The organism is Streptomyces sp. NRRL S-378 (assembly GCF_000720645.1).
In the GTDB taxonomy this organism is placed as follows: Bacteria; Actinomycetota; Actinomycetes; order Streptomycetales; family Streptomycetaceae; genus Streptomyces.
The window spans coordinates 25,544-39,235 of the sequence record NZ_JOBX01000027.1 but is presented as its reverse complement, the minus strand read 5'-3'; the positions used below and the strand labels follow the sequence as shown (position 1 = coordinate 39,235).

General features: G+C 73.6%; 17 protein-coding genes. 7 read left to right on the top strand and 10 right to left on the bottom strand.

Annotated elements, in window-relative coordinates; genetic code table 11:
- The first annotated feature begins 50 nt into the window (after positions 1-50).
- The 5 genes from IH80_RS0120015 to IH80_RS0119995 all read left to right on the top strand — a co-directional run bounded on the left by IH80_RS0120015 (position 51) and on the right by IH80_RS0119995 (position 3,786).
- Positions 51-695 carry a TetR/AcrR family transcriptional regulator gene (locus IH80_RS0120015; protein ID WP_030962171.1) on the top strand — a complete coding sequence of 215 codons (645 nt, stop codon included), beginning with the start codon at positions 51-53 and terminating at the stop codon, positions 693-695.
- Between the two features lie 143 nt (positions 696-838).
- Positions 839-1,819 (top strand): DEDDh family exonuclease, encoded by a 981-nt coding sequence (locus IH80_RS0120010; RefSeq protein WP_037880532.1) that lies wholly within the window; start codon positions 839-841, stop codon positions 1,817-1,819.
- 99 nt (positions 1,820-1,918) lie between these two features.
- Positions 1,919-2,152 carry a hypothetical protein gene (locus IH80_RS0120005; RefSeq protein WP_075972011.1) on the top strand — a complete coding sequence of 78 codons (234 nt, stop codon included), beginning with the start codon at positions 1,919-1,921 and terminating at the stop codon, positions 2,150-2,152.
- 79 nt (positions 2,153-2,231) lie between these two features.
- Complete coding sequence (locus tag IH80_RS0120000; protein ID WP_030962168.1) at positions 2,232-3,020, top strand: SURF1 family protein; 789 nt, start codon at positions 2,232-2,234, stop codon at positions 3,018-3,020.
- A gap of 10 nt (positions 3,021-3,030) precedes the next feature.
- Positions 3,031-3,786, top strand: coding sequence for an SDR family oxidoreductase (locus IH80_RS0119995; protein ID WP_030962167.1), 756 nt, complete (start codon positions 3,031-3,033; stop codon positions 3,784-3,786).
- A gap of 45 nt (positions 3,787-3,831) precedes the next feature.
- Here the strand turns inward: IH80_RS0119995 and amaP are convergent, their stop codons facing one another.
- The 8 genes from amaP to IH80_RS0119955 all read right to left on the bottom strand — a co-directional run bounded on the left by amaP (position 3,832) and on the right by IH80_RS0119955 (position 9,273).
- Positions 3,832-4,389: an alkaline shock response membrane anchor protein AmaP gene (amaP, locus tag IH80_RS0119990; RefSeq protein WP_030962166.1), complete on the bottom strand. Its 558-nt coding sequence runs from the start codon at positions 4,387-4,389 to the stop codon at positions 3,832-3,834.
- Complete coding sequence (locus tag IH80_RS0119985) at positions 4,386-4,949, bottom strand: DUF6286 domain-containing protein (RefSeq protein WP_051809592.1); 564 nt, start codon at positions 4,947-4,949, stop codon at positions 4,386-4,388. Before IH80_RS0119985 ends, amaP begins: the two co-directional genes overlap by 4 nt.
- Positions 4,946-5,359, bottom strand: coding sequence for a hypothetical protein (locus tag IH80_RS0119980; protein ID WP_420708816.1), 414 nt, complete (start codon positions 5,357-5,359; stop codon positions 4,946-4,948). The genes IH80_RS0119985 and IH80_RS0119980 overlap by 4 nt, the downstream gene beginning before the upstream one ends.
- Positions 5,360-5,374: 15 nt before the next feature.
- Positions 5,375-5,560: a hypothetical protein gene (locus IH80_RS0119975; protein WP_030962161.1), complete on the bottom strand. Its 186-nt coding sequence runs from the start codon at positions 5,558-5,560 to the stop codon at positions 5,375-5,377.
- Between the two features lie 17 nt (positions 5,561-5,577).
- Positions 5,578-6,003 carry an Asp23/Gls24 family envelope stress response protein gene (locus IH80_RS0119970; RefSeq protein WP_030962160.1) on the bottom strand — a complete coding sequence of 142 codons (426 nt, stop codon included), beginning with the start codon at positions 6,001-6,003 and terminating at the stop codon, positions 5,578-5,580.
- A 128-nt stretch (positions 6,004-6,131) separates the two neighbouring features.
- Positions 6,132-6,911, bottom strand: a complete 780-nt coding sequence (locus IH80_RS0119965; RefSeq protein WP_030962159.1) for an enoyl-CoA hydratase/isomerase family protein — start codon at positions 6,909-6,911, stop codon at positions 6,132-6,134.
- Positions 6,912-7,067: 156 nt separating this feature from the next.
- The gene (locus IH80_RS0119960) at positions 7,068-7,289 is read right to left on the bottom strand and encodes a helix-turn-helix domain-containing protein (protein WP_030010789.1); all 222 of its coding nucleotides are present in this window, start codon (positions 7,287-7,289) and stop codon (positions 7,068-7,070) included.
- A 385-nt stretch (positions 7,290-7,674) separates the two neighbouring features.
- Positions 7,675-9,273: an ABC-F family ATP-binding cassette domain-containing protein gene (locus tag IH80_RS0119955; protein ID WP_030962157.1), complete on the bottom strand. Its 1,599-nt coding sequence runs from the start codon at positions 9,271-9,273 to the stop codon at positions 7,675-7,677.
- Between the two features lie 322 nt (positions 9,274-9,595).
- On the opposite strand from IH80_RS0119955, the gene IH80_RS0119950 reads away from it, so the two are divergent.
- Together IH80_RS0119950 and IH80_RS0119945 are read left to right on the top strand one after the other, a co-directional pair.
- Positions 9,596-10,486: a neutral zinc metallopeptidase gene (locus IH80_RS0119950; protein WP_030962156.1), complete on the top strand. Its 891-nt coding sequence runs from the start codon at positions 9,596-9,598 to the stop codon at positions 10,484-10,486.
- A 62-nt stretch (positions 10,487-10,548) separates the two neighbouring features.
- The gene (locus IH80_RS0119945; protein WP_030962155.1) at positions 10,549-10,944 is read left to right on the top strand and encodes a VOC family protein; all 396 of its coding nucleotides are present in this window, start codon (positions 10,549-10,551) and stop codon (positions 10,942-10,944) included.
- A 33-nt stretch (positions 10,945-10,977) separates the two neighbouring features.
- On the opposite strand, the gene IH80_RS0119940 is transcribed toward IH80_RS0119945, so the two are convergent.
- Together IH80_RS0119940 and IH80_RS0119935 are read right to left on the bottom strand one after the other, a co-directional pair.
- Positions 10,978-12,405, bottom strand: a complete 1,428-nt coding sequence (locus IH80_RS0119940) for a hypothetical protein (protein WP_386394956.1) — start codon at positions 12,403-12,405, stop codon at positions 10,978-10,980.
- Positions 12,406-12,521: 116 nt separating this feature from the next.
- Positions 12,522-13,652: an alpha/beta hydrolase family protein gene (locus tag IH80_RS0119935; protein ID WP_030962152.1), complete on the bottom strand. Its 1,131-nt coding sequence runs from the start codon at positions 13,650-13,652 to the stop codon at positions 12,522-12,524.
- Between the last annotated feature and the right edge of the window lie 40 nt (positions 13,653-13,692).

Sequence of the window (13,692 nt, the reverse complement as noted above, 5' to 3'; positions counted from 1 at the left end):
CCCTGCACACACCGGAACTGACGCTTCGACAGATCGGTGGTACCGCTGACATGGCCCGTTCCTCGCTGACCCGCGACGAGGTGCTGGACGCCGCCGCTTCCCTGGTCAAGCAGCGGGGTCCGGCCGCCCTCACGATGCGGGGGCTCGCCGCCGAGCTGGGCACCGCGGTGACGTCCATCTACTGGCACGTCGGGAACCGCGAGTCGCTGCTCGACGCCCTCGTGGAGCGGACCGTGCGGGAGATGGGCGCGATCCGGCCGGCCGGCCGCACCCCGTCCGAGCGGATCCTCTCGGTGGCGCGGGCCCTGCGCCGCGAACTGCGCGGGCGCCCGCACCTGATCGCGATGGTCCACGAACGCGGACTCACGGAGCGGATGTTCCTGCCCGCCCAGCAGGCGCTCGTCCACGAGGTGCACGCCGCGGGGCTGCGGGGCGCCCGGGCGGCCGACGCGGTGCGCGCCGTGCAGTTCCAGATCGTCGGCTTCCTCCTGGTCGAGCGCAACCGCGAGCGCTCCCCCGCCCAGCACCCGGCCGAGAGCGAGCTGTGGGACCCGGCCGCGGCACCCGACGACCCGGCCCTCGCCCGGGCGCTGGCCCGGCCCGCGGAACCGGAGCGGCTCTTCCTGCTGTCCGTACGGGCCCTGGTGACGGCCCTGCTGGCGCCACCGGCCCAGGCTCCGGGAACCGCCCGGTGAACCGGTGGGCGCCGCGGCGCGGCCGGTCGTCGCCGGGACCCGCCGACGGCTGTGGGCTCGAACAGCCTGCCGCCGGTGACCTGGTGTCCGCCCCGGGCTGACCCAGGGTGGGGCCGCGGTGTCAGTCCGTGCCGATATCCTCTGTGACCATGCTCGACGACCGTACGACCGCAGAGACGACGTGGCCGACCGCGTACCCCCAGGGGTACGCGGTCGTCGACGTGGAGACCACCGGGCTCGCGCGCGACGACCGGATAGTCTCCGCCGCCGTCTACCGGCTCGACGCACAGGGCAACGTGGAGGACCACTGGTACAGCCTGGTCAACCCGCAGCGGGACCCGGGGCCGGTGTGGATCCACGGCCTGACGAGTGACGTGCTCGCCGGTGCGCCCCTCTTCAGGGACATCGCCGAGGAGTTCGCCGGCCGGCTCGCGGACCGCGTGCTGGTCGCGCACAACGCCATCTTCGACTGGCAGATGATCGCCCGGGAGTACGCGCGTGCGGAGACGACCGCGCCGGTCCGTCAGAGGCTGTGCACCATCGCCCTGTCGAAGGAGCTGAACCTCCCGCTGCCCAACCACAAGCTGGAGTCGCTGGCCGCGCACTTCGGCGTGGTCCAGCAGCGCGCCCACCACGCCCTCGACGACGCCCGGGTGCTCGCGGAGGCCTTCCGTCCGTCGCTGCACGCGGCGGCGCAGGGCGGCGTACGGCTGCCGCTGCTGGAGTGCCGGCCGCTGACGGAGTGGTCGGATGCGGCCGCCGCCCCGCGCGTGGGCCACCAGGCGTCGTACCGGGGGGGAAGCAGCTGGCGGCCCTCGCGCAAGCGGCCGGCCTGCCCGCATCCCAACCCGGGGCGCTTCGAGGACGGCAAGCCCCTCAAGCAGGGCATGCGGGTCGCCTTCTCCGGCGACACCTCGGTGGAGCGGGAGCTGCTGGAGGACCGGGCGATCGAGGCGGGCCTGCACGTCGCCACGAGTGTGTCGCGGCTCACCAGCCTCCTGGTGACGAACGACCCCGACTCGGCGACGTCGAAGACGGTCAAGGCGAAGTCCTTCGGCACCCCCGTCGTCGACGAGGCCGCCTTCACGCAGCTGCTGCGGGACGTGGCCGCGGCCGGGGAATGAGCGGACCGGCCGCCGGCCGTTGCGCCGGGCGGGTGTCCGCACGACGACTCACCAGGGTGGATCTTGCTGCGCCGCTCCGCCGTGCGCAGCATGCGGCCCATGGCACGTTGTGAGGTCTGCGGAAACGACTACGGCATGTCCTTCGAGGTTCATGCACAGGGAGCGGTCCACGTCTTCGACTGCTTCTCCTGCGCCATCCACCGCATGGCGCCCATCTGCGAGCACTGCCGCGTCCAGATCATCGGACAGGGCGTCGAGGTCGAGGGCCAGTGGTTCTGCGGCGGGCACTGCGCCCGCGCGGAAGGGAAGGTGGGCATCGTCGACCACGTCTGACCGCCGCCTTCCCCACCCGGCGACCCCGGAGGGCCACCCGGCCACCGGGGTCCTCGTCGGCCGGGGTACCGTCGTGGGCGTGTACCGCTTTGTGCTGACCCGGCAGTGGGTGTGCCTCACCCTCATCGCCCTCGTCCTCATCCCCGTGATGATCAAGCTCGGGTTCTGGCAGTACCACCGCCATGTGCACCGGGTCGCGCAGAACCAGCTGATCGAGGCGAACCTGCGGGCGAAGCCCGTCCCCATGACGGAGGTCACCTCCCCCGGCCACAAGGTCCCCCGCGCCGACTTCTGGCGCGCCGTCACGGCGACCGGCACGTACGACTCCGCGCACGAGGTGGTCGTACGGATGCGGACCTCGAACGACGACAAGGTCGGTTTCCACGTCGTGACCCCGCTCGTCCTCGACGACGGCCGGGTGGTGCTGGTCGACCGCGGCTGGGTCGCGGGCGGCGGCGACCCGCGCGCCTACCCCCCGGTGCCGGCCGCGCCCGCGGGCGAGGTGACGGTCACCGGCCGGCTGAAGGCCGACGAGACCAGCGGCGGCAGCGGCATCAAGGAGCGCAAGGGCCTGCCCGACCGTCAGGTGATGCTGATCAACAGCGGGCAGCAGGCGGAGGCCTTGGGCCGGCCGGTCCTCGGCGGGTACCTGGAGCTGACCGATCCGGCTCCGGACGGCGGTCCCGAGACCGTCGCCGACCCCGACCACGACTCGATCGGCGCCCACATGGCGTACGCGGTCCAGTGGTGGCTGTTCGCCTCCGCGGTGCCGGTGGGCTGGCTGGTCCTCGTACGGCGCGAGAAGCGCGACCGCGAGGAGGCCGCGGCCCGTGCCGAAGCCACCGAACAGGAGCCCGCGACGGCGTAGCGTGTCGGGCATGGATCTTGGACTGAAAGACCGTGTCTACATCGTCACCGGGGCCTCGCGCGGCCTCGGCTTCGCCTCCGCCCGGGAACTGGTCGCCGACGGCGCGAAGGTCCTCGTGACGGGCCGGGACGAGAAGCGGGTGGCCGAGGCCGCCGCCGAACTCGGCCCGAACGCCGCCGCCGCGGCCGCGGACAACGCGGACCCGGCGGCCGCCGGGCGGCTCATCGCCACCGCGCGCGAACGCTTCGGGCGCTTCGACGGCATTCTCATCAGCGTCGGCGGCCCCGTCCCGGGCTTCGCCGTCGACAGCACCGACGAGCAGTGGTCGGCCGCCTTCGAGTCGGTCTTCCTCGGTGCGGTACGTCTGGCCCGGGCGGCCGCCGCGGTACTGGGCGAGGGCGGGGTCATCGGCTTCGTCCTGTCGGGCTCGGTCCACGAGCCGATCCCCGGTCTGACCATCTCCAACGGCCTGCGCCCGGGCTTGGCCGGTTTTGCGAAGTCCCTGTCGGTGGAGCTCGGTCCGCGCGGGATCCGCGTCGTCGGCCTGCTTCCGGCCCGCATCGACACCGACCGGGTGCGGGAGCTCGACGCACTGTCCGGCGATGCCGACACCTCCCGTGCGGGCAACGAGTCCCGCATCCCGCTGCGGAGGTACGGCACCCCGCAGGAGTTCGGCCGCACGGCCGCGTTCCTCCTCTCGCCGGCCGCCTCGTACCTGACGGGCGTGATGCTCCCGGTCGACGGCGGCTCCCGGCACGGCTTCTGAGCGTCCGTTGCGGCAGCCGCCCGGCGGCGGCTGCCGCGACGGCCGTCAGCTCACGCGGCGGGCGCGGTGGGAGGTCACCTTGAAGCGGGCCTCCGCCGGCAGTCCGGGGAGGTTAGCGGAGGTCCTGGCATGGGTCAGCACCGGGCCCGCCAGCCCGGCCAGGGTGTCGGCCGGGACGGCGTGGGGCTCCAGCTCGACCGCCACCCGCAGGGCGGGCGAGCCGCGCCGCCCGCGCAGGACGGCCCGGCAGCCGGCGACGCCGTCCAGCGCCCCGGCCTCCGCGGCGACGGCGTCGGACAGGGCCCGCCCGCGCAGCAGGGCGAAGGCACCGTCCCCGGTGTCCACGGTGACCGTCCGCAGCCGGGCGCGCTTCAGCTGGGCCAGCAGCCACCACAGGACCAGCAGCAGGCATACGACGAGGGCGGCGATCAGCACCCACCACGCCCAGCCCTCGGCGTGCAGGTACCGGCGCCGGTCGGCGGCGGTCAGCAGCGGCTCGGCGCGCCCCTTCAGCGGGCGTACGGCGGTCAGCAGGACGACCCCGGCCACCAGCAGTACCGCGCCGGCCACCGCCAGCAGGGTCCGGTTCACGATCCCGATCAATCCGCTCGCCTCCTGACCCGCAGACGCGGCCGCGGCGGGTGCACGAGGCCCAGTTCCTCAATGCCGACGGCGATCACCGCGTCCAGGTCGGCCCGTACCTCGTCCAGTTCGCGGAAGTGGGAGGTGGCCCGCACCCGGACGCGGGAGCGGCCCATCCGGACCCGGGCGGACCGGACGCCGGGCACCTCCATGGCCCGGTCCCGCAGGACCTGGGCGGCGTCCTTGCGGCCGATCCCGGCGCGCAGCGGCGGCGCGGCACCCGGCTCGCCGTCCTGGTCGGGGCCCCGCATCATCAGGATCCGGCGGACGCCGGGGGTGAAGGCCAGCAGCAGGAGCACCGCACCGGCGAGGGCCAGGACCCCACCGGCCGCCTGCACGCCCAGGTCGGCCGGGGTGTGGACCTCCAGCCGGTGGGCGAGTTCGCGGCGCCAGGCCATGGCGGGGCGGTCGGCCCGTACGGCGGCCAGGTCGTAGAGGAGGAGGCCGGCCCCGCCGAGCACGAGCAGGGCGACGAGGGCCGCGGGGATGCGGCGGGCGGACCGGAAACGGTGTGCCGTCACCGCAGCCGCCGGTCCCGCCCGGCGCCGGTCCGGGTGTGGGTGGAGTGCAGCTGCTCGATGTCGATGTCCACCTCGGGCACGGACATGTTCGCGTACTCCTCGACGCGGCGTACGACCCTGCTGCGGACGGCGGCGCACTGGGCCGCGAGGTCGGAGGGGTAGTCGAGCTCCACGCCCACCCGGACCCGCGCGATGTCGTGGTGCACGGTGACGGTGGCGTGCGGAGGTGCGCCGGAGCTGCCGGCGAGCTCTTCGCGGGCGGCCTGCGCCGCGATCTTGGCAACGACCCGGTCGGCGATACGGGTGGACCCGCGGTCGGCGGCGGCCACCGCGGCCGGGGCGGTCCGCGCGCCGGGGGGCGGGTCGGTGGGGTCCGACGGGGGCGGGCCCGGCGGGGTGGCCTGCGGCAGGGGGCTCATCCCGGCTCACCTCCGCCGGTCGTCGCGGCGGCGGAAGAGGTCCCCGGGATCCAGGTCCCCGTCGAGGAAGCGGCCCGCGACGAAGCCGACGGCTCCGAGGGCCGCGACCAGCAGGAAGGCACCGAATCCGCCGAAATGGCCGGCGAATCCCAGGGCCATGCCGGCCAACATGCAGGCGACCGCCATGCTCATGTGGAGGTTCCTCTCGGCTACTGGAGTCGGGGCTCCGGCTCCTCGTCGGGCTCGTCGGGCAGCTTGACGTCGCCCACGGCGATGTTGACCTCGACGACCTCCAGGCCGGTCATGCGCTCGACGGCGGAGACGACGTTCTCACGGACGGCTCGTGCCACGTCACGGATCGACACGCCGTAGTCGACGACGATGTCCAGGTCGAGGGCGGTCTGGACCTCGCCGACCTCGGCCTTGACCCCGCGGGTGACCGCGGCCTTGTCGCCCCCGGGGACGCGGTCCCGGACGGCGCCGAACGTACGGGAGAGGCCGCTGCCCAGGGCGTGCACGCCGACCACTTCACGGGCGGCCAGTCCGGCGATCTTCTCGACCACCCCGTCCGCGACGGTCGTGCGCCCCCGGTCGCCGGGTACCTTCTGGGAGCCCCCTGATGCGGTGTCGGTCATGGCGTGTCCCTTCACGTGTACGGACTCACTCCGCTCCACGGTAGGCGCGCGGAGGCAGGAAGGCGCCCCGGGGACTACGCCGGTCGGCGTGCTCCCGGGGCGCCTTCCGGCACGCGGTGGGGGTCGGGTCAGTCCGAGAGGCCGGCCAGGTCCCGCAGGCGGCGGGCCTGGGCCGCGCGCTCGGCGGCGCGCTGGTCGTCGTACGGCCGGGTCTGCGCGGCGCGCAGCAGGGTCTTCGTCTCGATCACGGCGTCCCGGGGCGGGGCCAGCAGGGCGGTGGTCAGGTCCTGGACGGCGGCGTCGAGCTCGTCGGCCGGAACGACCAGGTTGGCGAGACCGACCCGTTCCGCCTCCTCGGCGTGCACGAAGCGGCCCGTCGCGCAGATCTCGAGCGCGCGGGCGTACCCGACCAGGGAGGCCAGCGGCTGGGTGCCGGCCAGGTCGGGGACGAGGCCCAGGCTCGTCTCGCGCATGGCGAACTGCACGTCGTCGGCGACCACGCGCAGGTCGCACGCGAGTGCGAGCTGGAAGCCGGCGCCGATCGCGTGCCCCTGCACGGCGGCGACGGAGATGATGTCGTTACGCCTCCACCAGGTGAACGCCTCCTGGTACTCGGAGATCGTGGCGTCGAGCCGTTCGTCGGAACCGCGCGCCAGATCGAGGAAGGACGGCTCGCCCTCGAAACCTTCGGGGGTGAACGCCTGCCGGTCGAGTCCGGCGGAGAAGGACTTGCCCTCGCCGCGCAGCACGACGACCCGGACGGTGCCCGGCAACGACCTGCCCGCCTCGGCCAAAGCCCGCCAGAGCGCGGGGGATTGGGCATTTCGCTTGGCCGGATTGGTCAGTGTCACCGTGGCGACCGTGTCGTCGACGATGAGTCGTACGCCGTCCTTGTCGAGCAGAGCCATCCGTGTGCCTCCGGTGTGCAGTCGGCCGCAAGCTCGGCCTAAGTGACTGCACAGTAACCACCCAGTCGACCGGGAGGCCGACCGGGGGTCACCGAAGGAAACGCCGGATCATGTGAGCCTTGAAGCCGTTGGAGCGTTGGATCCGATGGACCGGGGTCAGGCCGTAGCCGCCTTCTTGCCACGCGTCGCGCCACCGCGGCCACGCAGCGAAACCCCGGACTCGCTGAGCATCCGGTGGACGAATCCGTAGGACCGGCCGGTCTCTTCGGCCAGCGCCCGGATACTCGCACCGGAGTCGTACTTCTTCTTCAGGTCTGCCGCGAGCTTGTCGCGCGCGGCGCCGGTAACCCGGCTGCCCTTCTTCAGAGTCTCGGCCACCCGTGCCTCCTCATGGGAAGTGCGCTCTGGACTTCTCATGATCACCCCTCCCCGGCTTCCTGGCCACCCATTCAGCAAGGTCGGTACGACGGCATTTCTCGAGCCGTGGACACGCGAGCAGAACGGAATCTCCTCTTCCGCTGCATGACTTCCGTCACACTTCGCCGCCCCACCCGTGAATCTCCTGGTCAGGGGCCGGACCGCGGAAAACCGAAGGCCCCGGTCGCGCACCTCCGTGGGTGCGGCCGGGGCCGTCGTACGACGCGCAGCGGTACGAGACCGTCTCACTCAGATGATGGATCACCCCTGAGCCGAATGATCCATAAGGAACTGGATCAGGGCCGGGGCGCCGTCCCGGCACCCCCCGGCGCCGCCGGGGCAGCGGTCAGGCGAGGGCCACCAGGTCGCGGTAGTCCGGGCCCCACAGGTCCTCGACGCCGTCCGGGAGCAGGATGATGCGCTCCGGCTCCAGTGCCTCCACGGCGCCCTCGTCGTGCGTGACGAGGATGACGGCGCCCTTGTACGTGCGCAGTGCGCCCAGGATCTCCTCGCGGCTGGCCGGGTCGAGGTTGTTCGTGGGCTCGTCGAGGAGCAGCACGTTCGCCGAGGAGACGACCAGGGTGGCCAGGGCCAGACGGGTCTTCTCACCACCGGAGAGGACGCCGGCGGGCTTGTCCACGTCGTCGCCGGAGAAGAGGAACGAACCGAGCGTCTTGCGCACCTCGACCAGGTCCAGGTCGGGCGCGGAGGAGCGCATGTTCTCCAGGACGGTGCGGTCCGGGTCCAGGGTCTCGTGCTCCTGGGCGTAGTAGCCGAGCTTGAGGCCGTGGCCGGGGGTGACCTGGCCGGTGTCGGGCTGCTCGGTGCCCGCGAGCAGGCGCAGCAGGGTGGTCTTGCCCGCGCCGTTGAGGCCCAGGATGACGACGCGGGAACCCTTGTCGATCGCCAGGTCGACGTCGGTGAAGATCTCCAGCGAGCCGTACGACTTCGACAGGCCCTCGGCGGTCAGCGGGGTCTTGCCGCAGGGCGCCGGATCCGGGAAGCGCAGCTTGGCGACCTTGTCGGAGACGCGGACGGCCTCCAGGCCGGACAGCAGGCGCTCGGCCCGCTTGGCCATGTTCTGCGCGGCGACGGTCTTGGTGGCCTTGGCGCGCATCTTGTCGGCCTGCGAGTTCAGGGCCGCGGCCTTCTTCTCGGCGTTCTGGCGCTCGCGCTTGCGGCGCTTCTCGTCGGCTTCGCGCTGCTGCTGGTAGAGCTTCCAGCCCATGTTGTAGACGTCGATCACGGACCGGTTGGCATCCAGGTAGAACACCTTGTTCACGACGGTCTCGACCAGGTCGACGTCGTGGGAGATCACGACGAAGCCGCCGCGGTAGTTCTTGAGGTAGTCCCGCAGCCAGACGATCGAGTCGGCGTCGAGGTGGTTCGTCGGCTCGTCGAGGAGGAGGGTGTCGGCGTCCGAGAAGAGGATCCGGGCGAGCTCGACGCGGCGGCGCTGACCACCGGAGAGGGTGTGCAGCGGCTGGCCGAGGACCCGGTCCGGGAGGCTGAGGGCGGCCGAGATGGTCGCGGCCTCGGACTCGGCGGCGTACCCGCCCTTGGTGAGGAACTCGGTCTCCTGGCGCTCGTACTGCTTGAGCGCCTTCTCGCGGGTGGCGCCGGAGCCGGTGGCGATGCGCTCCTCGTTCATCCGCATCTTCTTGATGAGGACGTCGAGACCGCGGGCCGACAGGATCCGGTCGCGGGCCAGGACGTCGAGGTCGCCGGTGCGCGGGTCCTGCGGGAGGTAGCCCACCTCGCCCGAACGGGTGATGGAGCCGCCGGCGGGCTGGCCCTCCCCCGCGAGGCACTTGGTGAGGGTGGTCTTGCCGGCACCGTTGCGGCCGACCAGGCCGATGCGGTCACCCTTGGCGATGCGGAAAGAGGCGGACTCGATGAGGACGCGGGCGCCGGCGCGCAGCTCGATGCCGGTGGCGGTGATCACGGAAATACTCCAGGGCGGGTCGGGACGGCGGAAGGGGGCAGGACGCGAGGCTTCGACGCCGCTAATCCGCGAGGAGATTTGCCATGGGAGACATTCTACCGGGGGTGTGCAACTGGTTTCCGGGGCGGCGGCCGGGTGACGGCCGGACGGCCCGGCGGCCGCCCGCGCTCCCCCGCCTCACCCGTCCGGCCCAGGGCCCTGGGGGAGGAGCCGGGGCCTGGATCGGTACGAGCTGGGGCGCGTACCGGAACGAATGGGTCGATACTCACCGCAGGGGCGGTCATGCGGCCGCGCCGGCTCCACGAAGGGAGGGCGGTGCGGGATGCAGTTCGACGACAACGCCGATCTGGACACCTCCGAGGTCAAGGATGTGCGTGGCAGCCGCATCCCGGGCGGGAGGGCCACCGTCGGCGGCGGCCTCGTCGGCATCATCGCGCTGATCATGGGCCTGCTCTTCGGCGTGGGGCCGGAGCAGCTGGGACTGTCCTCCGGGGACGAGGAGCCCGCCCCGGCCGCGTCCTCCCTCAGCCAGGTGCAGCAGGCGTGCAGGACGGGCCGGGACGCCAACACGCGAGAGGATTGCCGGCTGGTCGCGGTGGTCAACAGCACCCAGGACTTCTGGCGGCAGGAGTTCACGCGGCGCGGCGGCCAGTACGGCCCGGCGTCGACGGTCTTCTTCACCGGCCGGGTGAACACCGCGTGCGGGGCCGCCACCTCGGCCGTGGGCCCCTTCTACTGCCCCGCCGACCGCCAGGTGTACCTGGACCTGGGGTTCTTCGACGAGCTGCGGACGAAGTTCGGCGCGAGCGGCGGCCCCTTCGCCCAGGCCTACGTCGTGGCCCACGAGTACGGGCACCACATCCAGAACCTGACCGGCACCCTCCAGCGGGCCCAGGACGGCCGGCAGGGCGCGAACAGCAACGCGGTCAAGGTCGAGCTGCAGGCGGACTGCTACGCGGGGGTGTGGGCGCACCATGCGACGCGGACGCCGGACGAGTCCACCGGGCGGCCCCTGATCACCCGGCTGACCGACCAGGACATCCGGGACGGGCTGGACGCGGCGGCGGCGGTCGGCGACGACCGGATCCAGGAGAGGTTCCAGGGCCGGGTGACCCCGGAGTCCTGGACGCACGGCTCGGCCGAACAGCGCCAGCAGTGGTTCTACCAGGGCTACCGGACGGGCGACATGGCCCAGTGCAACACCTTCCGCTGACCGTCGGCGGCGCCTGCCATGCTGTGTGACGCGGGTCACCGTCACGAGAGGGAGTGATCGTCATGGCAGGCGTTCCGTCCATCTGTCCCACGCTGGTCTACCGCGACGCGAAGGCGGCCATCAAGCTGCTGACCGAGGCCTTCGGCTTCAGCCAGGTCGCGGTGTACGAGGGGGACGACGGCTCGGTGGTGCACGCGGAGCTGGCGTACGGCAACGGCGTGGTGATGCTGGGCAGCAAGGGCACCGGCGGGGCCTTCGACAAGGCCATGGAGAACGCCGGCCCCGCGGGGGTCTACGTCGTGGTGGACGACGTGGACGCCCACCACCTGAGGGCGGTCGAGCACGGTGTGGAGATCCTGATGGGGCCCACCGACCAGGACTACGGCTCCCGCGACTACATGGCCCGGGACGGCGAGGGCAACATCTGGAGCTTCGGTACGTACGCGCCGCAGGCCTGAGGACCCGCGGCGCCCACGCGCGTAGCGCCGGTGTCAGGCGCCGCCGGTGTGGACCTGGAACGCGGCCCGGCGGACCGCCTTGGCCAGGGCCGGGTCCGGGTGCGCCGCGGCCAGCGCGACCAGGACCTGGACGGTGCGCGGATGGCCGACCGCACGGACCTCGTCCAGCAGCCGGGGGACGGTGGTGCGGACGGCCGAGTCCAGGTGGCGGGCCAGCAGATCGGCCTCACCGTGGTCGGCGATGGCGGCGGCGGTGTCCACCCAGAGCCAGGTCGACTCCTCCGCGGTGAGCACGTCCTGCGCCTCGTCGGGGTCGATCCCGTCGTGTTCGGCGAGCCAGAGCAGCGCGTACGGGCGCAGCGCGGGCTCGCGCACGGCGGCGCGCACCTCGGGCTCGGCGGGGGCGCCCACCACGCGCAGCGCCTCGAAGGCGAGGCCGCGCAGCAGGGCGTCCTCGCCGCGGGCGGCCTGGAGGAGTTCGGCGACGGCGTGGCCGACGGGCCGGGCGGCGAGCCAGGCCTGGTACTCGGCGCGCGCCGGTCCGGGGGTGAGCCGTGCGCAGCCGTGCAGCATGGCGGCGGCGGACTGCTCGATGTTCCCGGCGGGGCTCTGTGCCGCGACGCAGATCTGCTCCAGCTTGACCCAGACGGCCCAGCTGCCGAGCGGGGTGAGGGTGGCCCGGGCGGGCCCGAGGGTCACGGCGTCCACGGCGGCGAGGCCGCCGAGCGCCCAGCGCAGCAGCCGGGCGAGCGGAACGGGAGGGGCCTCGGCGCCCGGGGCGGCCGCGGCCGTGCGGGCACCCGCGGGCTCCGCCTCGTAGGGGATCTCGCAGCGCTCGTCGCGCAGTTCGGTGACGCGCTGCCCGAGCAGGTCGAGCAGGTCGGGGACGGTCACCGGGCCCGCGGACAGCTGGAGCAGGGAGAGCAGCTGGGGCATGGCCTCGACGACCTCGGCGACGACCGCGGGGGCGATGTCGGCGGGGGCGGGGTGGACCAGCGACCAGGCGTCGAAGAGGGCGACCCAGCCGCGCAGTACGGCGGTGTCGTCGCGGTCCCAGGCGCGCAGCCGCCACCCGGGCCGGGCGTGGCCGCCGTGCACCTCGACGAGGCCGGCGAGGCGGGCGCGGTCCCAGCCGACCCGGATCTGGCCGTGCGTCAGGCCGAGTTCGCCGGCGGCACGTTCTACGTCGGCGGCGGCCAGCGCTCCCGTGGGGGCGGGCCGGCCCCCGTCCCCCGCGCCGAGGTTGCGCTCGGCCCAGCGGGTCAGGCGTACGGCGTCCGCCAGCGAGGCCCTGGCCCGGTTCGCGAGGTCGGCGGTGGCCGGGGTGCCCGCCGGGGGCCGCGGGGCGGGGCGGGTGCGTCGGTCGGTCACCGCCTTGCGCGCCGCGGCGACGGAGCGCGGGGAGACGAGTCGGAGTCTGGAGTCGCGAGCCAACTGCTCATCAGGCTTTCGGGACGTCACGGAAGCAGTCTCGCCCGTCACTGGCCGAAAGCCCAAACGGAATCGGCTCCTTCCACCCGCGCCCCAGGGGCAGACCGGGACAAGCCGCCCGGAGGTCCCGGTCCGTCACACGGCCTTCACATCAAAGGGGTGAGGAAGCGGCGCAGGGCTTCCTCGTAACCGGCGGGATCGGCGTTCCACATCGCCCCGTGTCCGGCCTGGCCGACCGTGTGCAGGGTGACCAGGTCGGGGCGGGCGGCGGCGAGCCTGCGGGAGGGTTCCCACGGGGCGAGGGTGTCGGCCGGGCCGTGGAAGATCAGTACGGGGACGCGCAGCGCTCCGGGGTCGGCGCCCGGTGGCAGGCGGTCGGCGCGCAGTCCGGCGCGGCCCTCGGCGGCCCGTACCGCCAGCGGCAGCACGGGGGCCGGGGTGCGGCGCGCCGCGACGAGCGCGCGCAGGGTGGTGTGCCAGTCGAGCACGGGCGAGTCGAGGACCAGGCCGGCGATCCGGTCGGCGAGCGCCGAGCGTTCGACGGCGTGCAGGGCCATGGTCGCGCCGGTGGACCAGCCGTGCAGGATCACCCGCCGGGCGCCGTAGCGCAGGGCGTAGCGGATGGCGGCGTCCAGGTCCCGCCATTCGGATTCGCCGAGGTGGCCGAGGCCGTCGGGGGGTTCGGGGGCGCCGAGGTCGCCGCGGTAGCCGAGGTCCAGGACGGGCAGCCGGTGCCGGTGCAGGAAGGGCATGACCACCATGGGGTGCTCCCGCCCGGAGCCGAGTCCGTGCACGGTGATCACCCAGGTGTCCCGGGCGGCGGGCACGAACCACGCGGGAAGCGCGCCGAGCTCCCCGGGGATGTCCACGTCGGCGTGGTCGAGCCCGAGCGCGGTGCGCGGGTTGCCGATGTGCACCTGGGGGGTGAGGGTGACCCGGGTGCCGGGGGCGAGGCTGCCGTGGGTGACGGCGAGGAGCCTGCGCACGACGGTGTCCGGGCCGTGGTCGGCGTCCGGGAGGACGGGCCCGACGACGGCGTGCGCTCCGGGCGCGGCCAGGCCGTACGTGCCGGGGCGCAGGGAGGCGAGCGAGCGGGTCAGCGCGATCCTGCCGTCGCCCGCGGAGTGCACGCTCAGCCGCGGCCCGCCGGGGAGGGGCATGCCGGGCCGGGGGCGCAGGGCGGCGTCGGCGGCGTACCGGCCGGCCGCCACGGCGGCCGCGCCCGCTCCGATGAGGGTCGTCATGACGGCCGCTGCCGCCGCAGTAACGGTACGCACCGTTCCAGTTTCGTCGCGCAGAGTCCGGAGGGCCACCGGA